Here is a 19715-nt window from a genome sequence, read left to right as displayed (position 1 = left end):
AAAGATATATAGGAAGAAATAAGATGATAAAATTAAATTTGAAGATATTGATACTTGTGGCTGGAGTTATTTTTATGCTGATAAGTATTAACAAAAAGTATGGGAAATATAAAGAGGTTTTGAATAATAGAAAGATTTTGATTGAGAATAAAAGGAATCTGGAAAGTAAGATTGTAGATGTAGTGGAGGAGAAAAAGTCAGAACGTGAAAGAATTATAGGCGAATACAATCAAATATTGGCATTGACTCAAAGATTGTCGTTTTTGTCAATAAAAAATGAATCTGAATTTAAAAAGATGATTTATGTGTTTTCGCATGACAGCGGGCTTAAAATGAAGGAAATCTCAAAGTCAGAAAATGTGTGGGAACGTAATGGATACAGACTTAAATATATTCATTTTACAATGTACGGAAGTCTTAATGATTTTGGGAAATTTATTTATTTTGTGAATAAAAGCAGAAAATATATCGATACTTCCAAAATGTTTATGGAACTTACAAGCGATGGATTTAAAATTTCGCTTGGCTTTATAGAGAAAGTTATAGACAAAAAGAAAATTAATGTTGAAAATAAAGGGAAAATTGTATAAATCACATATTTGAAAGTGGGGATTAGAATTTTGAAAAAAAAGAGAAGTTACAGATTGTTAATTGTTTGCTTTTTTGCTTTTTGGATTGCTTTGAGTAATGTTTTTGGAGCAAAAACGGCTGATTACGTAAATAAGAGCGATGTGGAAAATGCTAAAAAAATATTTATTTATGAAGTTCCGAAGAAAGTGCAGGCTGAAAAAAAGGAAAATAGTGATAATAAGGGGAAAAACAGTAATAAAAAGGATAATAAAGATAATAATCCTGTAACTAAAAAAGAGGAAAATAAGAATCAGGGACAGAATCAGAATAATGCACAGCAGACTGTAAAGGAAGTAAAAAAGAAAACTGGGGAAGTTGACTTGGAATACAGAAATGTAAAGGATATTACCGAGGCACTTAATGGATTTTTTGGATTTGAAGTTATTGGAATTGATAATAAAATAATTTTTAGTGGAGATGAGAGTAAAGTTGAGGAGATGAAAAGGATTATAAAGTCGCTGGATAAGGAAAAGGAGCAGATTATAATAAAGGGAACTATAATTGATACAAGTTCAAATCTGTTTGAGCGACTTGGAATCGACTGGAGCATAAATAGTAATAATTCTAATGCGACTAAGGATAATCTGGTGGCAAAATTTTTGAATGGAGAAGTTTCGATTGCGTCAATTTTTTCAAAAGGAGGACGATTTTTAGGAATAGATTTTAACTTGCTGAAAGAAAATGGAGATATACGGATAGAAGCAATGCCGACACTTATGATTATGGAAAATGAGGAAGGGGAATTAAAGGTTACGGAGGAAGTGCTTGTTGGAGAAAAAAAGACTACAAAGAAAGATACGGAATATGTAGAGCCGATTTTTTCTGAAGCAGGTATAGTCTTTAGGATAAATCCTGAAATTAGAAAAATTAATGGAATAAAGAAAATTCTGCTTAAAATTGATACAGAAATAAGCAACTTTAAGCTAACTTCAAGCTATAACGCATCTTCTGGAGCTAAACAGAAGAATCAGACTAAAACAACAATTACGTTGAATAATGGTGGCTCAACTTTTATTGGAGGGCTAAAGCAGGATGTGAGCAAGGAAACGATAAGAAGAGTACCAGTATTATCAAAAATTCCTATAATTGGTCCATTGTTTAAGTATCGACGTACTAATAGGGAAATGCGGGATATTTACATTGAAATTGAAGCAGTAATTCAAGATAAAACTTAATAAAAAAATAATCATTTTAAATTTTTTTGAGTTCAAATGAAAAACTTTACAAATTATACTGCAAATTTCCAAAATATGTAGTATAATACTAAATAAAGATTTAAAATTAAAAATATAATTGAAAATTTTAAATTAATGAATTTGAATTAAGGAAAGGAAAAAAATGATTTCAATTCAAAGACTTGAAGAAATAATAAAAAAATTTAACAGTGTTAGGATTGCTGTAATTGGTGATATGATGCTAGATGAGTATCTAATTGGGAAGGTTAACAGAATTTCTCCTGAAGCACCTGTTCCAATTGTGAATATTGAAGAGGAAAGATTTGTATTGGGAGGAGCTTCAAATGTGGCGAACAACTTGACTTCGCTTAAAGGAAAAGTTTTTGTTTATGGAGTAATTGGCAATGATGCAAATGGAGAAAAATTTATAAAGGAGCTTGAAGATAAAAATGTGAATCCTGCTGGAATTGTGAAGGATGAAACACGTCCAACAATTATTAAAAGCAGAGTTTTGTCACAAGGTCAACAGTTACTTAGACTGGATTGGGAAAAAGATGCTGATATTTCACAAGATATTCAAAATCAACTTTTGGAAAATTTTGAAAAAAACATTGAAAATATTGATGCAGTATTGATTTCTGATTACAATAAAGGGTTGCTTACAAAACATTTATCAGAAAGAATTATAGAAATAGCAAAAAAACACAATAAAAAAGTAATGGTTGATCCAAAACCGCAGAATTTTAAAAATTATGTTGGAGCAACTTCAATGACTCCAAATAGAAAAGAAATTTTGGATTATTTTGGAATGAAAAAATTTACGAGCGAGGAAGAAATTGCTGAAAAAATGGCTCAGTTAAAGGATGATTTAAAACTGGACAGCGTTGTGCTTACTCGAAGTGAAGAGGGAGTTTCGCTGTTTAGAGCAAAACATAAGAGGATACCGACTGTGGCAAGGGAAGTTTATGATGTTACAGGGGCTGGAGACACCTTTATATCAACATTTTTACTTTCGATATGTGCTGGAGCGGATTTGTATGAGGCTGGGGTAATTGCGAATATGGCATCTGGAATTGTAGTGGCAAAAATAGGAACTGCTACTGCAACGCAAGATGAAATAATAGAATTTTACAAGGATAATGACAATATATTAAAAAATATATAAAAATGAAATGTCCTTTGATTTAAAGGTGTTTTAAAATAAAAAAATACAAATAAAAATTTAAAAAGAAAAGGAAGTGAAATTATGGCAATTATTGCAGCAGTTGAAGCTGGGGGAACAAAATTTATCTGTGGATTGGGAACTGAAGATGGGAAAATCATTGATAGAGTAAGTATTCCAACTACAACTCCTGAAGAAACAATGGCACAAGTTATTGAATATTTTAAAGACAAGGAATTTGATGTAATGGGTGTTGGGAGTTTTGGACCGATTGATCCTGTAAAAGGCTCTAAAACTTACGGATATATTACAAAAACTCCAAAACCTTACTGGAGCGATTATGATTTGATAGGAGAGTTGAAAAAACATTATGATGTTCCGATGGAATTTGATACAGATGTAAATGGAGCGGCGCTTGCGGAAAGCTGGTGGGGTGCTGGAGAAAATTTGAAAAATGTTATGTACATTACTGTTGGAACTGGAATTGGGGCTGGAGCAGTTGTTGATGGGAAAATGCTTCAAGGTTTGACTCACCCTGAAATGGGACACATATTCTTGAAAAGACATAAAGATGATAAATTCGAAGGAAGATGCCCTTTCCATAAGGATTGTATGGAAGGAATGGCAGCAGGGCCTGCAATAGAAGATAGATGGGGAAAAAAAGGATTTGAACTTGCTGATAGAGATGAAGTTTGGGACATGGAAGCATATTACTTGGCTCAGGCTGTTGTGAATTACACTTTAATTTTATCGCCACAAAAAATAATTATGGGTGGAGGAGTTATGAAACAGCAGCAATTGTTCCCATTAATTAGAAAATATGTACTGGAATTTTTAAACGGTTATGTTCAAAAAGAGGAAATTTTAGAAAAAATTAAAGATTATGTTGTTTATCCAGGGCTTGGAGATGAAGCTGGATTTATCGGATCGATTGCATTGGGAAAAATTGCATTGGAAAACAGTAAAAAATAATGATTGATTTGTAATTAATCAAGGGGGGGGGGATTAATTAAAATGATAAATATTGTAAAGAATAATAAAAGTGGAATTAATGAAAAAGAATTGTTATCATTTACTAAAAGTGTATATTATTTATTAAATGGTAAAATTTCACTAATTGATACGCTTGGAATTGTTGCACAGAATTATAGCGGAGATTTGAAAAGTAAGATAATTGTTACAAAACAGCAAATTGAAAAGGGAGTTCCTCTTCATAGGGCTTTTTCAAAGATTACTATGAATAAGGAATTTATGGAAATGATAAAAATTGGGGAAGAAACTGGAAATTTGGAAATAGTCTTTAAGAATCTGTATGAAAAATACGAGTTTAATCAGAAAATAAAAAAAGATGTGAAAAATTTGAGCATTTATCCAGTAACAGTTATAGTTACAGCATTAGTAATTGTGTTTATATTGTTAAAGTTTGTTGTACCTAAATTTGTCCTAATTTATTCTGACATTGGGCAGGAATTGCCAAAAATTACGCAAATTGTAATAAATATTAGTAAAATAACGGATAAATATGGTGTCTTTATTTTAATTGCCATAATTTTTTTAATTTTTGGATTAAAGAATTGGAAAGAAAAAAATGAAAAGAATTTTGAAAAAATTTTTTTAAAAACAAAAATGATTGGGCAAATGTATAAAAATATTTGCATATTGAATTTTACTAGAAATATGTATTCTTTGACAGATGCCAATGTTCCATTGATTCAATCCCTAAAAATGTGTACAAATTCTAAAAGTTATATTTTAAATGAGGAACTGAAAAAAATTATTTTGAAAATAGAAAAGGGTGAGAGTATTCAAAAATCCTTTAAAAATACGACTTTTTTTGATAATGAATACGTAAGTTTCCTTGCAATTGGAGAAAAGACTGGCGAAATGAAAATATCATTTTTTAATTTGAATGAAATTTATTACGAAAAAGTTAGTGAGAAAATAAAATGGTTTTTGAAAATGTTTGAGCCGCTTTCGATAATTTTTATTGGAATAATTATTGGGCTTATTGTATTTTCAGTTATGCTGCCTATTTTTAAAATGGGAGAAATGCTGTAAATATTAAATGAAAAATATGAAAGATTAAAGTTGGAAATTAGAATTTTAGATTTAATACAAATAATGATATTCTTTGTTAAAATACAGGATTTATTACGAACTATTCTAATAAAGGGGAGACAGGGCTTTTATTATAAGTGAATAAAATAAATATAACATATGTTTTTAAAAATAGGAATAAATTGTTTGGTTTATCTAAAATAATTTGGATTATAATAAAGATAGTTTAAAATAAGTATGCTGTTTAAATTTTACAGATTTAATTTTAAATGGATGTCAATATACAATAAAAGAAAAAAGGGAAATTTATGATAGAAAATTTTATAGAAGCATCGAAATATGCACAGAATTTGTTTAAAATAAAGAATGAAATTATACAGAAGATAAAGAACGAAAGTTTGGAACAAAATGTACCAATTATTACAGATGAAGTGCTAAATTATATGATTTTTACAGCTAGAAATATTAAAGCTGAAAATATTTTGGAAATTGGAACTGCAACAGGATACTCAGGACTATTTTTGGCACAAATCGCTAATGAAAATGGCGGTTTTTTGACAACAATGGAAATTGATGAAATTCGTTATGGAAAAGCTGTGGAAAATTTCAAGAAACTTGGATTATTCGAAAAGAATAAGATGATTTTTGGAGATGCTTTGGAAGAAATTCCGAAACTTGATAAGAATGTGAAATATGATTTTATTTTTATTGATGCATCGAAAGGTCAGTATTTGAAGTTTTTTGAAATGAGTTATAAACTTCTCAATGAAAATGGAATTATTTTTATTGATAATCTAATGTTTCGTGGACTGGTTGCAACAGATAAGGAAGAAATTCCGAAAAGATATAAGACAATTGTAAAAAGGCTTAAAGAATTTATAGAAAAATTGAATGAAGAGTATAATTTTGTATTGCTTTCGTTTGGAGATGGAGTTGGGATAGTAAAAAAATAAATACTTATTATTTGATAAAATTAAAATAAAAATGTGTAAAAAGTAATGGAGTATTTATAGCTACATATAACTTATTGCTTTTATTTTAAACTGGAATTGTTATAAAGTAATTTTAATATAATACAATTTTGTAAATACGGGAAAGAGAAGTGAGAGGAAATGAAATTTCTTTTGTATAATATTCGATATGGAACAGGAAAGTATCTGAATCAGCCGTTTAAACATATACGGGGGTATTTGGGACGCTCTGTAAGGCATATTTATCGGATTGGGAAATTTATTAATAAATATAAGCCTGATATTGTGGGACTTGTAGAAGTTGATCTTGGCTCGTTTAGAATGTACAGCAAAAATCAAGCTACGCTTCTTGGAAGAATTACTAGAAATAATAATGTTTATCAGTACAAATATGAGGAAGATTCTAATTATATGAAATTCCCGATGGTAAGAAAGCAGGGAAATGCCTTACTTTCTAAAAAACCTGTTTTACGGGAAGAATTTCATTATCTGGATATTGGAATGAAAAAATTGATTATTGAGGTGGAAACAAAAGATGTAGTAGTGTTTCTAGTTCATTTGGCACTTGGTGGAAAAACAAGACAGAAACAGATTGTGCAGCTTTATAATTTTGTGAAAAACTGTAAAAAGCCAGTAATAGTTGCTGGAGATTTTAATGTGTTCTGGGGAGAAGAGGAAATTGAGATGTTTTTACAGGCTTCTAATCTGCAAAATATAAACATAAGGAAAGAGCCAACTTTTCCGAGCTGGAATCCAAAGCGGGAACTTGACTTTATACTTTGTTCAAAGGAAATAAAAGTAAAAAGTTATGAAGTTATACAAACTCAGCTTTCAGATCATTTGCCAATATTAGTTGATTTTGAAATTGTAAAATAAAAAATTATAAAAGCTAAAGAATTAATTTTATTAATGATATTATTTAAAATTTATATATTTAATATATTGATTTTGTATTATTTTTCTGCTATAATAGATTTATCAAAAAACAAATTAAAATGATAGGAGGAAAAGATTATGAAAATGATAAGAAGGATAAGGGATAATAAATTTACACAATTAAATTATAACCCCTTGTCAGATGGTGTATAATCATTTTTATAATGAATTCCTGTTTTACATAAAAATTTTACTTTTGCCAATGACTTTTGGGTTGTTGGCTCTTTGTTTTTATATACAATTTGTATAATTTTATTTAGAGCCTGTAAAAAGGGCTTTTTTTTTTATAAAAAAATGCAGGGAGATGGTAATTATGATAAAAGTTGGAGTTATTGGAGCGACTGGGTATGCTGGGCAGCAGCTTGTATGGATATTGAATAATCATAAAGAAGTGAAGATTGAATTTATTTCTTCGTATTCAAATGCTGGAGAGAATATGGGCGAAGTGTATGCAAATTATAAAAAATATTTTGAGAAGAAATTAATTTCGCAGGAAGAGGCTGAGGAAAATTTTGGAAAAATTGATGTACTGTTTTTGGCATTGCCACATGGATTGTCGGAAAAGATGACTAAGAAGGCACTTGAAAATAATGTAAAAGTTTTTGACTTAGGAGCAGATTTCAGGCTGGATGACTTGGAAACTTATGAAAAATGGTATGATGTTAAGCATGAGTTTCCTGAAATTAATCAGAGTGCAGTTTATGGCTTGCCTGAGCTGAATAGGGGAAGAATAAAGGAAAGTCAAGTTGTTGCCTGTACTGGGTGTTATCCGACATCGGCGATACTGGGAGCGGCGCCGCTTTTAAAAAATAAAGTTGTAAAAACGGATAAAATAATAATTGATTCAAAATCTGGAGTTTCAGGAGCAGGGAGAAGTGCCAAAATAGATACGATTTTTACAGAAGTAAATGAAAATTTTAAGGCTTATGGAGTTTTAAAGCATAGACATACGCCTGAAATAAAGCAGGAAATGGATAAATTATCAGAAAGCGATATGAATGTAGTGTTTACTCCACATTTATTACCGATAAATAGAGGGCTTCTTTCAACAATTTATTTGGAAGTGAATGAAAAATGGAAGGAAAGCTTGACAGAAGAAAAAATTTATGAAATTTATAATGATTTTTATAAAAATGAGTATTTTATAAGAGTTACTGAAAATTTGCCTGAGATAAAAAATGTGAAAAATAGCAATATTTGTGAAATTGGTGTCCGTTATGACTCAAAAACTGGAAATATTGTTGTAATTTCTGCGATTGACAACCTCATAAAAGGTGCAGGAGGGCAAGCTGTTCAAAGTATGAATATTATGTTTGAGCTTGAAGAAAATATGGGGCTGGAATTTTTATCAATGTATATTTAATTTTTAAAAGGAGTGATTTTTATGAAAATAATAAAAGATGGGACAATTACTAATGTTAAAGGGATAAAGGCAGCAGGAATATCGGCACAGTTGAAAAAAAGCGGTAAAAAAGACTTGGCATTGATTTATAGCGAGAAAAAGGCAGTTTCAGCTGCAGTGTTTACAAAAAATCTTGTAAAAGCGGCTCCGATTATTTTAAATATGGAAAATATAAAAAATGGAAATACACAGGCGATTATTGTAAATAGCGGGAATGCTAACTCGTGTACAGGAGAAACTGGATTTGAAAATGCTAAAAAAATGACGGAATTTGCAGCAAATGAGCTGGAACTTAAAAAAGAAGAAATTTTGGTGCAGTCTACTGGAATTATTGGAGTTCAGCTGGATATGAGAAAGATAGAAACTGGAATTAGCAAAATTTGTAAAGAAATATCGAAAGATGGAGGAAATGACGCAGCGGCAGCGATTATGACAACAGATACTTTTACAAAACAAATTTGTGCAGAAATTGAAATAGATGGAAAAACAGTAACAGTTGCGGGAATGGCAAAAGGTTCTGGGATGATACATCCAAATATGGCTACAATGCTGGCTTTCACAGTAACAGATGTAAATATTGAAAAATCGTTGCTGCAAAAAATATTTTCCGAAATCACAGACAGCACATTTAATATGATTTCAGTTGACGGAGATACAAGCACAAATGATATGGCTTGTGTTATTGCTAATGGAGCTTCTGAAAATAAAAAAATTGTAGATGAAAATTCTGAAGGATACAGCAAATTTAAAGAGGCACTTTATTTTGTGAATCAGGAGCTAGCAAAGCTGATTGCAAAAGACGGGGAAGGGGCGACAAAATTAATTGAAGTTACTGTAACTGGGGCAAAAAGTAAAAAAGACGCACAAAAAGTTGCAAAATCAGTAATAACTTCAAGCCTTTTCAAAGCGGCTGTATTTGGGGAAGATCCAAACTGGGGAAGAATCCTTTGTGCTGTAGGTTATTCTGAAGCAGAACTTATTGTTGATAAAATAAATATTTTTCTCGGAAATGATATTAATACTTTACAAAAAAGAGTCCAAGTTGCAAAAAATGGTATGGGAATAGAATTTGACAACGAAAAGGCTGTTAAAATTTTGAAAAATGAAAAAGTTGAAATTTTGATTGAACTGAATGATGGAGAGTTTTCTTCGACTGCGTGGGGATGTGACTTGAGTTATGATTATGTGAAAATAAATGCGGAGTACCATACTTAATAATTTTTATAATTTTGAGAATTATTTGTTTGTTAGATTTTTTAAGATAGTTAATTTTTTTTAAAAATTAAAGAAATGAGAAAATTTTGATAAAAAGAAAGGGAAAATATGATTTCAAATTTAGATAAAGCAAAAATTTTGGTAAAAGCGTTGCCATTTATAAAAAAGTATCATAATAAAACGATTGTGATTAAATATGGTGGAAGTGCGATGGTCAATCCTGTTGCACGGGAGCAGTTTATTCAAGATATAGTTCTAATGAAATATGTTGGGATAAATCCTGTGATTGTGCATGGTGGCGGGCCTGAAATTAATGAAATGCTTCAAAAAATTGGAAAAGAGAGCAAATTTATTGATGGAAATCGTGTAACTGATGAAGAAACTGTGGAGATTGTGGAAATGGTGCTTTCTGGAAAAGTAAATAAAGGAATTGTTGCGGATATTAATAAATATGGTGGGAAAGCTGTTGGACTTAGTGGAAAAGACGGGAATATGGTGTTTGTTGAGAAGAAGTTTGTTGAAGCTGATGGAGAGAAGATTGATATTGGGTTTGTTGGAGAAATTAAGGAAATTAATACGGAAGTAATAAAATTGTTGGAGTCGAATGATGTGATTCCTGTGATTTCGTCTATTGGAGTTGACAAGAATGGTCAGACATACAATATTAATGCCGATTATGTGGCAGGCGCGATTGCTGGAAAATTACAAGCAGATAGATTGATATTTTTGACAGATGTTGATGGAATTTTACTTGATTATAACAATAAACAGACGCTTATTGATGAAATTGATGTGGAAAAAGTGAATGATTTAATTGAACGAGGAATTATTAGTGGTGGAATGTTGCCTAAAGTGAATACTTGCCTAGATGCGATTGAAAATGGTGTGGAAAATGTAGTTATTTTAAATGGTAAGCTGGAACATTCATTATTATTGGAGTTGTTTACAGAGGAAGGAGCTGGAACTTTAATAAAAAAATAAATTAAATTTTAGAAAGGAAGGAAGAAAAATGTTATTAAATGTGTATAACCGTTATGATAAAATATTTGAAAAAGGAAAAGGAACATACATTTATGACAATGAAGGGAATGAATACTTAGATTTTGTATCAGGAATATCGGTGAACTGTCTGGGGCATGCAAGTCCAGTAATTATAAATGCTTTGACTGAACAAAGTAAAAAATTGATACATATTTCAAATCTTTATTACAGCGAGCCTCAATTAGAGTTGGCAAAAAAACTTACAGAAAATAGTGCGATGGAGAAAGTATTTTTTACGAACAGTGGAACAGAAGCAATTGAACTGGCAATAAAAATTGCTCATAAATATGGAAATAATTTATCGTATGATGAAAATGGAAATAAAATCATTGAGAAAACTGAAACAATTTATATGAAAAATTCATTTCATGGACGTTCAACAGGAGCGTTAGCAATAACAGGGCAGCCTAAGTATCAGAAGCCTTTTGAACCTTTGATTTCCAATGTTACACAATGTAATTTTAATGATGTGAAAGATTTGAAGGCAAAAGTGAGTGAGAAAACAGCAGCCATAATTTTGGAGCCGATTCAAGGGGAAAGTGGGCTGGAAAGTGCAACGCCTGAATTTATGCAGGCGATAAAGGAACTGAGTGAAAAATATAACGCACTTGTGATTTTTGATGAAATTCAATGCGGAATGGGAAGAACTGGGAAATTGTTTGCTTATGAAAATTTTGAGATTATTCCAGATGTTGTTACTGTGGCAAAGTCGCTTGGTGGCGGTGTTCCAATTGGAGCAACTCTTACAAAGGGCAAGGCAAACGATGTTTTAGAGCCTGGGGATCATGGTTCGACTTATGGGGGAAATCCGCTAGTCTGTGCTGTCGCAAATGCTGTTTTGCATGAATTGATTGACAATAAATTGATTGAGAAAGATGTTGTGGAAAAAGGGAAGTATTCTATTAAAAAATTGGAAGAATTGAAGGAGAAATATAATTTTATTGAGGAGATTCGTGGAAAAGGACTGCTTTTGGGAATAAAATTTGATGAAAGCAGAGTCTTGGGAAAAGATGTTGTTTTAAAAGCATTGGAAAATGGTCTGTTGTTAGTTGGAGCTGGAAATAACGTTGTGAGATTTTTTCCGCCATTTAATGTGAGCAAGAAAGAAATTGACGAGGCAATTTTAATTTTGGATAAATTTTTAAAAATAATTTAATTTTTTTTAAATAATATTGTAAATTAGAAGTTATTGAGGTAAAATTATATTGAATAAATAAAAAATTATAATTTAAAGGGGAGATTTTATGCAAATTTTTAGAAAAAGTCTGATAATAGCTGTTTTGATTAGTTTGGCTAGTTTTAGCGCTTTAAATATTGAAAATAGGGTTGCTCAAATTAGGAAAGATTTTATGAATACAAATGCTGCAAAAAATTATGCGATTAGAGAAGCTGATGATTCTGACCGAAGTACAGAGGGTGGCATTGTAAAATATTATTCACAAAATGGAATTGTTAAAAAAATTGTAGTTGAGCATTATGGAGAAAGCTGGAATGGATTGACTGAGTACTACATAAAAAATGGGAAGGTTTATTTTATTTTTGATAAAACTGAAAAATATAATGTTCCATATTATGTGAACGCTGACTGGTATAAAAGAGATAATATGAAAGTTGGAGAAGTTTTTGACAACAAAAAATCAAAAATTTCTGAAAAGAGGTACTATTTTGATGAAAATATGAAATTGATTCGGTATGTTGGCGAGAATAAAAAAATTGTTGAAAATGTGCAAAAATTGAAAGGAATTGAAAAAGATGTGTTAGATGAGTATTTTAGAATAAAAAATAAAAATTAAGAAAAGAGGTAAAGGCATGTTAAAAGGACGTTCGTTTTTAAAATTATTAGATTTTACAACAGAAGAATTGCAATATTTACTGGATTTGGCAAAAAAATTGAAGGAAGATAAGAGCAATAAGAGTGAAAAGAAAAAATTGACTGGGAAAAATATTGCATTAATTTTTGAAAAGACTTCAACACGGACTAGATGTGCATTTGAAGTTGCGGCTTATGATCAGGGGGCAAATGTTACTTATATTGGGCCTTCTACTTCTCAGATGAATGATAAGGAGTCAATCGAGGATACTGCAAAAGTTTTGGGAAGATTTTATGATGGAATTGAGTATCGTGGATATGGACAGAATTCAGTAGAAGCATTGGCCAAACATTCTGGCGTGCCTGTGTGGAATGGGCTTACGACTGAGTTTCATCCAACACAGGTTTTGGCGGATTTTTTGACTATTTTAGAAAAAAAGGGAACTTTGAAGGGAATTAAGTTTGCGTATCTTGGAGATGGAAAAAATAATATGGCAAATTCGCTTATGATTGGCGCAGCAAAATTTGGGATGGATTTTACAATTATTGCTCCGAAAGAATATTTTCCAGATAAGGAACTGGCTGAAACTGCATTGAAACTGGCTGAAGAAAATGGAGGGCGTGTTTCATTTACTGATGATCGAATTGGTGGAGTTAAGCATGTAGATGTGATTTATACGGATGTCTGGGTGTCTATGGGAGAATCTTACGATGTGTGGAATGAAAGAATAAATAGACTTTCGTATTATCAGGTAAATAGCGAGCTTGTAAAACACGCAAAGGATGACTATTTGTTTATGCATTGCCTTCCTGCATTTCATGATTTGAATACAAAAGTTGCACAAGAAATTGAAAAGAAATACGGAATTAAGGAAATGGAAGTTATTGATGAAGTGTTTAGAAGTAAAAATTCCGTTGTATTTGATGAGGCGGAAAATAGAATGCATACGATTAAGGCAGTTATGGTGGCAACTTTGGGGGAAGAATAAGAAAAATTGAAAAAATGTAAAAAAATAAGAATAATATATTGAAAATTTAGGAAAAATGTACTAAAATGATATTGAAGATTTAATATTCAGAAAGGAGATATTGGTGAAATCAATTATAAAAAAAATATCAGTATTAGCGATTACGGTTTTAATGGCAACTACATTAAATGCCTCTAATATTATTATGGGAAATAATCATAATGCATCAAAAATTGATAATCAAAAAGTAACAAAGAGCAAAGAATTAAGAGGAGTGTGGGTAGCCAGTGTAAGTAATATTGATTGGCCGTCAAAAAAAGGACTTAGTGTTGAGCAGCAAAAAAGAGAATTTTTAACAATTCTTGATAATGTGAAAAAATGGAATATGAATGCAGTATTTGTGCAAATTAAGCCATCAGGAGATGCTTTTTATCCATCTAAATATGCACCTTGGTCTGAGTACTTAACAGGGACTCAAGGGATAAATCCAGGATACGATCCGCTAAAATTCATGGTAGAAGAAGCACATAAGAGAGGAATTGAATTTCATGCGTGGTTTAATCCATACAGACTTTCAGTATCCAGTTCAAGAGACAAATTATCAAAAGATAACATTGGACGTAAAAAACCAGAATGGACAGTAGCTTACGGAGGACAATTGTACTTAAATCCAGGTATTCCTGAAGTTAATGATTATGTTGTGAACAGTATCGTTGAAGTTGTAAAAAATTATGATGTTGATGGTGTTCATATGGATGATTATTTTTATCCATATAAAGTTAAAAATCAAGAATATCCTGATTCTGCACAGTATCAGAAATATGGACACAAATTTTCATCAGTTGGTGACTGGAGAAGAGACAATGTAAATAAATTAGTTGAGAAATTGCATTCTTCTATAAAAAAAGAAAATGAAAATGTAGAATTTGGAATAAGTCCTTTTGGAGTATGGAGAAATGCGTCTACTGATCCATCTAGAGGTTCTGAAACAAAAGCTGGAGTTCAAAACTACGATGATTTATATGCAGATATTTTATTGTGGATGAATAAAGGATGGATAGATTATGTAGCACCGCAAATTTACTGGAATCAGGGTCATAAAGCTGCTGAGTACAATACACTTGTGAAATGGTGGAGTAAATATGCAGGTCAGACAAAAACAAATCTATATATAGGACAAGCTGCATACAAAGTTAATGATTGGCAAAATGCAAAAGAATTAATAAATCAGGTAAATTTCAACAGAAATTATCCAGAAGTAAAAGGAAGTATATTCTTTAGCTATAAATCATTATTGACAAATCCTAAAAATGCAACAAACAGTTTAGCACAAGGTCCTTATGCTAATAGTGAGAACCAAGAATTTTAATTATGTAATTAAAAAATAAAAAAATCAGTAATACTAAAGTTTTCGTAACTTTAGGAGTGCTGATTTTTTTTGATAATTTATAAAAAATTTGAATAAAATTTGAAAAATATAAAAAATTGGATATAATATAGAGTGTAAATATAAAAATAAGTTTGTGTTTTTTGTAAGGCAGTTTTTCAAATTGAATAGAAAAATTTAATTATAAACTCAAAAAATATCAAAATCTTGTTTGAAAAAATATTTATTTTATCTTATAGTTTGTTATTAAATAAATTTATATATAGCTTAAAATATTTGAAATGGATTAAAAACAGGAGGAAAGTACTATGAAAAAAGAATCTGATTCTTTTAACAGAATTAAACTGAAAAACAAAATACAGGGAATGTTAGAAGACACACTATCCAAAGGAACTGTATCAATAATAGCATGGCTTGCTGTAACAATGATTCTTACAGTTGTTGTATTTTCATTTGTATTAGTTTTGATGAATTTGAGGCCTGATAATGAAACTGGAAGTTTAAGTTTAATTGAAGCAATTTGGCAAAATTTTCTGCGTGTAATAGATCCAGGTGGATTGCAGAATGACAGGTTATGGGGATATAGAATAGTATCTGCTGTAGTTACATTACTTGGAGTATTAATCTTTGGTGCATTAGTTGGGGTTTTGACAACAGGGCTTGATAATTTATTCATTGAAATTCGTAAAGGAAAAACAGAGATTGTAAAAAAAGATTTTACGCTTATTTTGGGATGGAATCCGACAATATTTAAGATAATAAGCGAACTAGTGATTTCAAATGCAAATCATAAAAATAAAAAAATAGTGATACTTTCTAAAAATGATAAAATAAAAATGGAAGACGAAATAAATTTAAGAATAAATCAAAAAGAACTTTTGAAAAATTTTCATAATTCTCTGGATGGAAAAAGTCATAAAACTTATCAAACTAAAATATATTGCCGTTCAGGAAGTATAATAGATATAGATGACTTAAATATTGTTCATCCTGAGAACGCAGAATCAATAATTATACTTTCCTCAGAAGAAGATAGAGAAGATATAAATACTATAAAATGTATTTTAGCGTTAAGAAAAAAAGCTAAAAAGATAATTACAGAAATAAAAGATGAACATAATAAAGAACTGATGGATTTTTGCTTCCAAAATGAAAAAAATCAGAATATACTTTATATTCCAAGTGAAAAGTGGTTATCACGGATTACAGCACAAGCAAGTAGACAGCCAGGATTTAGTGTTATTGCAACAGAAATTTTAAATTATGATAATGATGAAATTTATTTTTCTAAAGTTGGTAAGGAGCTAATAGGGAAAACATTTAAGGAAATTTCGTTAAATTGCGTTACAAGCATTGTATTAGGAATATGTAAGAAAAATTTGGATAAAAATAACTTGAAAGAAATTTATCAAACAGAAATGGCAGAGGGCAAGTTATCAGGAATACAAAAAAATATAATTTTAAATCCTTACGAAAAATTTAATAATAATATAATAGATGGTGAAAATATAGGATGTGTAATAGAGGAAGGAGATGAGCTTATTCTTTTTCAGTCTGACGATGGTTATCCTGAATTTCGTTTTGAAGAGTTAAAAATAGAAAAATTTCAATGGAAAAGTGGTACGGAAGATGTAATTTTGCCTAAAAGCAAGACATTAATTTTAGGGTATAATAAAAGAATATATAAAATAATTGACGAACTTTACGAATATGTGAGTGTAGATTCAGAAGTTCATATAATTGCAAAGATGGATAAGGAAGTGGAAAAACATTTAAAGGATAATTTGGGGTACGAAAATGTAAAAAATGAAGATATAACAGATTACAGAATTTCTGAAAAAGAGTATATTGAAGAAAAATTCAATCTTGAAAGTTACGAAAGCATTATAATTTTAGGTTATGACGATCTTGAAACACAAGAAAAGGATGCTAAATCAATGCTTACAATGTTATTAATAAAAAAAATGCTGGAAAAAAATAGTAAATCTTCATTGAAGGAAAAAAGCATTGTCATCGAAATATACGATGAAAAAAATAGAGAAATCGTAGAATTAACAGAAGTGTCTGATTATATAATAAGTGACACTATAATAAGTTCAGTAATTAGTCAGCTGTCTGAAGAAAAAAGACTTTATTATGTTTTTGATGAATTATTTAGCGGAGAAGGCTGTGAAATTTATATGTTTTCAGCAGATAATTATATTGAAAATTTTGACAGAGAATATACTTTTAAAGAACTTTCTACAATTGTAGCAAATGAAGAAACTATTTTATTAGGATATAGAGATATGGATGAAAGAGTGGAAAAGAAAAATGATTATGGTGTTCATTTAAATATAAACAAGAATAAGAAGATTAAATTAAATAAAAATGATAAATTAATTGTACTGTTTGAAGGAGGCAATGAGAAAAACAAAAAGAAAGTGATTTAATTAATTTGCTATTTGGTATGGGAAAATACAGAGAAAAGTGCTTAAATAAAGGGATAAATTGAATAAGAATAAAATTTGCAAAATAAATTCAATTGGAGTATAATAATTCTATGTAACAAAGAATATTGAATCTTTGCTCAAAGTTGGGAGAAAGGAGGGAGATAATGAAAAATAAAATTTTAAAATTTTTGGGATTTTTATTTCTTATGATGATTGTTGTGAATATAATTTTATCAATTATTTCCACATTTTTACCAGTAAAATTTGAATCACCAAGTTCAGTTGTTGAAGCACCGCATTATTTTAATTTTGTTTTTGGGAACTTTAAATTTTCGCTTAGCCAGACAGTACTTAATACTTGGGCAGTTATGCTGATAATTATATTTATCGTAAGAGCAGGGACAAAGAATATAAGTGTAGAAAAGCCTAGTAAAATGCAAATTGTTATGGAAGAATACTATCATTTTATTGAAAATACCTTTTTGACTACCTTTGGAAAACATAAAAAAACTTATATACCATTTTTTGCAGCATTGTTTGCATCTATAATGTTTTCAAATTTAAGTACTTTCCTATTTCCATTTATTATGATGTCAGTTAAGGAAAATGGAATTAGAACAGTAAAACCATTTTTTAGAACGCCAACAGCAGATCCAAATACGACAATTGGGCTATCTCTTGTGGTAATTGTTGTTTTCTTGGCAGTTTCTATAAAGCAAAAAGGTCTAAAAGGATATATAAAATCATTGTTTGAGCCAATGTGGTTTATGTTTCCGTTAAATATTGTGGATATTTTTTCAAAAGTACTGAACACTTCAATGCGGCTATTTGGAAATATGCTGGCAGGACTTGTAATTGTAGGACTACTATATAGCCTTGTTGGACGTGGATTGCTTCAGTCCATGACAAATAATATGCTGAAAGGAAGTTTTTCGTTTTCAGTTGGATGGCCAATGCTTATACAGCTATATTTAGATTTATTTATCGGTATAGTACAGGCTTTTGTATTTACAATACTTTCTTCAGTTTATATAAGTGAAGCATTAGGTGAGGAAGAATAGAGTTAAAAATTACAGTTTTGTAATTCTTTTATATGTTCAAAGTCTTTAATTTTAGGGATTTTGTATAAATAAGAGCATTATGATATAAAAATTATGTTTAATAAAAAATAAATTAATAAAAATTAGGAGGATTAGAGAATGGAAGGAATAGTTCAAGCAGCAGCTTTATTAGGAGCAGGAATTGCAGCGATAGGAGGAATTGGAGCAGGATTAGGTCAAGGGATTGCAACTGGTTATGCAGTAGAGGCAGTATCAAGACAGCCTGAAGCAAAACAGGATATTATGCAAACATTAATTACAGGGCTTGCAATTACAGAGTCATCAGCAATTTATGCGTTAGTAATAGCTTTCTTGTTAATTTTCTTAAAAGGGTAAGAAAATAATAAATTTTAGAGAAACAAAAATAGGATTAATAATGTAAATTAAGGAGTAAATATGAATGAAGGAGCAAGATTAGTAAACATTGATTTTACGATGGCTATTCAGATAATAAACTTTATAGTATTAGTCTATTTTTTTTCACGAACTTTTGCAAAAAAGATTGATAAAGTGCTAGAAGATAGAAAAAAATTGGCTTTGTCTGAAATGGAAATTGTTGAAAACGAAAAGGAAAAATTGGAAGAACAGAAAAAAACAATGGAAAAATTAAAAAAGGAATCCAAAAGACGTGCCAATGATATTCTAATAAAAGCCGAAAGACAGGCAGATGACAGAAAAGATCAGATTATATCACAAGCTATGAGTAATCGTGAAAGAATGATGATGAAAGCGGAAGCTGACATTGAAAAAATGCGGCAAAATGCTAAATTTGAACTTCAGAAGGAAGTTGGGGAAATGGCAGTTGAACTTGCAGAAAAAATCATTAAGGAAAATATTGATGAAAAGCAGGATGAAACTATAAATAAGTTTATTGATGAGATAGGAGATTAAAATGGCTAGGGATGAGATTGCAAAAAGATACGCATCAGCAATTTACAATATAGCAAAATCTTCTGACAGTATAAATGAAGTTAGGGAAGTACTAAATATTTTTATGGAAAATTATGAGGAGGAAGAGGAATTCAGAAAGATTTTAGAAGATCCTCTAAAAGAATTTTCAGAAAAAGAAAAGTTTTTAGAAAAATCGTTTGACCACTTTACAAAAGAATCGCTAGGGATAGTTAAATATATCGTAAGAAAACAGCGTCTATCGTTAGTTGGAGATATAAAGGAATATTTTTTAAAACTTTATTATGAGGAAAATAATAAACTTCCAATAACTGCTATATTTGCAAAGGAGCTATCAGAAAAACAAAGGGAACTGCTAATAGAAAAACTTGAAAAAAAATACGGTAAAAAAATTGTTTTAAATCTTGAAGTTGATAAAGAAATAATCGGTGGAGGGATTTTAAAAATTGGAAATGAAGTTATTAACGGTTCAATAAAAAATCAGATTGAAGAAATAAAGAAAAATTTTTAGAAACGGAG

Annotated in this window: 19 protein-coding genes; all 19 read left to right on the top strand. The window is 30.0% G+C overall.

Annotated features, from left to right (window positions below; genetic code table 11):
- The first annotated feature begins 23 nt into the window (after nucleotides 1-23).
- Nucleotides 24-590: a hypothetical protein gene (locus AB8B23_RS09315; RefSeq protein WP_369712517.1), complete on the top strand. Its 567-nt coding sequence runs from the start codon at nucleotides 24-26 to the stop codon at nucleotides 588-590.
- A gap of 30 nt (nucleotides 591-620) precedes the next feature.
- Entirely contained in the window at nucleotides 621-1805 is a 1185-nt protein-coding gene (locus AB8B23_RS09310; RefSeq protein ID WP_369712516.1) for a type II secretion system protein GspD, read from the top strand.
- 163 nt (nucleotides 1806-1968) lie between these two features.
- On the top strand, nucleotides 1969-2970 hold the full coding sequence (rfaE1, locus tag AB8B23_RS09305) for a D-glycero-beta-D-manno-heptose-7-phosphate kinase (RefSeq protein WP_369712515.1): 1002 nt from the start codon (nucleotides 1969-1971) through the stop codon (nucleotides 2968-2970).
- Between the two features lie 81 nt (nucleotides 2971-3051).
- Entirely contained in the window at nucleotides 3052-3939 is an 888-nt protein-coding gene (locus AB8B23_RS09300) for an ROK family protein (protein ID WP_369712514.1), read from the top strand.
- A 42-nt stretch (nucleotides 3940-3981) separates the two neighbouring features.
- Nucleotides 3982-5025 (top strand): type II secretion system F family protein, encoded by a 1044-nt coding sequence (locus AB8B23_RS09295; RefSeq protein ID WP_021745111.1) that lies wholly within the window; start codon nucleotides 3982-3984, stop codon nucleotides 5023-5025.
- A gap of 308 nt (nucleotides 5026-5333) precedes the next feature.
- Complete coding sequence (locus AB8B23_RS09290; RefSeq protein ID WP_369712513.1) at nucleotides 5334-5978, top strand: O-methyltransferase; 645 nt, start codon at nucleotides 5334-5336, stop codon at nucleotides 5976-5978.
- A gap of 159 nt (nucleotides 5979-6137) precedes the next feature.
- Nucleotides 6138-6872, top strand: a complete 735-nt coding sequence (locus tag AB8B23_RS09285) for an endonuclease/exonuclease/phosphatase family protein (RefSeq protein ID WP_369712512.1) — start codon at nucleotides 6138-6140, stop codon at nucleotides 6870-6872.
- A 373-nt stretch (nucleotides 6873-7245) separates the two neighbouring features.
- On the top strand, nucleotides 7246-8295 hold the full coding sequence (gene argC, locus AB8B23_RS09280; RefSeq protein ID WP_369712511.1) for an N-acetyl-gamma-glutamyl-phosphate reductase: 1050 nt from the start codon (nucleotides 7246-7248) through the stop codon (nucleotides 8293-8295).
- A gap of 21 nt (nucleotides 8296-8316) precedes the next feature.
- Nucleotides 8317-9549, top strand: a complete 1233-nt coding sequence (gene argJ / locus AB8B23_RS09275) for a bifunctional glutamate N-acetyltransferase/amino-acid acetyltransferase ArgJ (RefSeq protein ID WP_369712510.1) — start codon at nucleotides 8317-8319, stop codon at nucleotides 9547-9549.
- Between the two features lie 108 nt (nucleotides 9550-9657).
- Nucleotides 9658-10530 (top strand): acetylglutamate kinase, encoded by an 873-nt coding sequence (gene argB, locus AB8B23_RS09270; protein WP_369712509.1) that lies wholly within the window; start codon nucleotides 9658-9660, stop codon nucleotides 10528-10530.
- A 28-nt stretch (nucleotides 10531-10558) separates the two neighbouring features.
- On the top strand, nucleotides 10559-11746 hold the full coding sequence (locus tag AB8B23_RS09265; RefSeq protein ID WP_369712508.1) for an aspartate aminotransferase family protein: 1188 nt from the start codon (nucleotides 10559-10561) through the stop codon (nucleotides 11744-11746).
- 88 nt (nucleotides 11747-11834) lie between these two features.
- The gene (locus AB8B23_RS09260; RefSeq protein ID WP_369712507.1) at nucleotides 11835-12383 is read left to right on the top strand and encodes a hypothetical protein; all 549 of its coding nucleotides are present in this window, start codon (nucleotides 11835-11837) and stop codon (nucleotides 12381-12383) included.
- 16 nt (nucleotides 12384-12399) lie between these two features.
- Complete coding sequence (argF, locus tag AB8B23_RS09255) at nucleotides 12400-13389, top strand: ornithine carbamoyltransferase (protein WP_369712506.1); 990 nt, start codon at nucleotides 12400-12402, stop codon at nucleotides 13387-13389.
- 103 nt (nucleotides 13390-13492) lie between these two features.
- A complete protein-coding gene (locus tag AB8B23_RS09250; RefSeq protein ID WP_021745102.1) occupies nucleotides 13493-14737 on the top strand; it encodes a glycoside hydrolase family 10 protein in 1245 nt (414 codons plus the stop codon).
- Nucleotides 14738-15063: 326 nt separating this feature from the next.
- Nucleotides 15064-17187, top strand: coding sequence for a CASTOR/POLLUX-related putative ion channel (locus AB8B23_RS09245; protein WP_369712505.1), 2124 nt, complete (start codon nucleotides 15064-15066; stop codon nucleotides 17185-17187).
- 164 nt (nucleotides 17188-17351) lie between these two features.
- Complete coding sequence (atpB, locus tag AB8B23_RS09240; RefSeq protein WP_147005154.1) at nucleotides 17352-18248, top strand: F0F1 ATP synthase subunit A; 897 nt, start codon at nucleotides 17352-17354, stop codon at nucleotides 18246-18248.
- 138 nt (nucleotides 18249-18386) lie between these two features.
- A complete protein-coding gene (atpE, locus tag AB8B23_RS09235; protein WP_021745099.1) occupies nucleotides 18387-18623 on the top strand; it encodes an ATP synthase F0 subunit C in 237 nt (78 codons plus the stop codon).
- A gap of 60 nt (nucleotides 18624-18683) precedes the next feature.
- Nucleotides 18684-19178, top strand: a complete 495-nt coding sequence (gene atpF, locus AB8B23_RS09230; protein WP_021745098.1) for a F0F1 ATP synthase subunit B — start codon at nucleotides 18684-18686, stop codon at nucleotides 19176-19178.
- 1 nt (nucleotide 19179) lies between these two features.
- On the top strand, nucleotides 19180-19707 hold the full coding sequence (gene atpH / locus AB8B23_RS09225; protein ID WP_369712504.1) for an ATP synthase F1 subunit delta: 528 nt from the start codon (nucleotides 19180-19182) through the stop codon (nucleotides 19705-19707).
- The last annotated feature ends 8 nt before the right edge of the window (nucleotides 19708-19715 follow it).

Origin of the sequence: Leptotrichia sp. HSP-342, assembly GCF_041199995.1 — a bacterium.
Taxonomy (GTDB): Bacteria; Fusobacteriota; Fusobacteriia; order Fusobacteriales; family Leptotrichiaceae; genus Leptotrichia; species Leptotrichia mesophila.
Note: the sequence above shows the minus strand (reverse complement) of the source record. Positions and strands in the feature narration are given on the sequence as shown.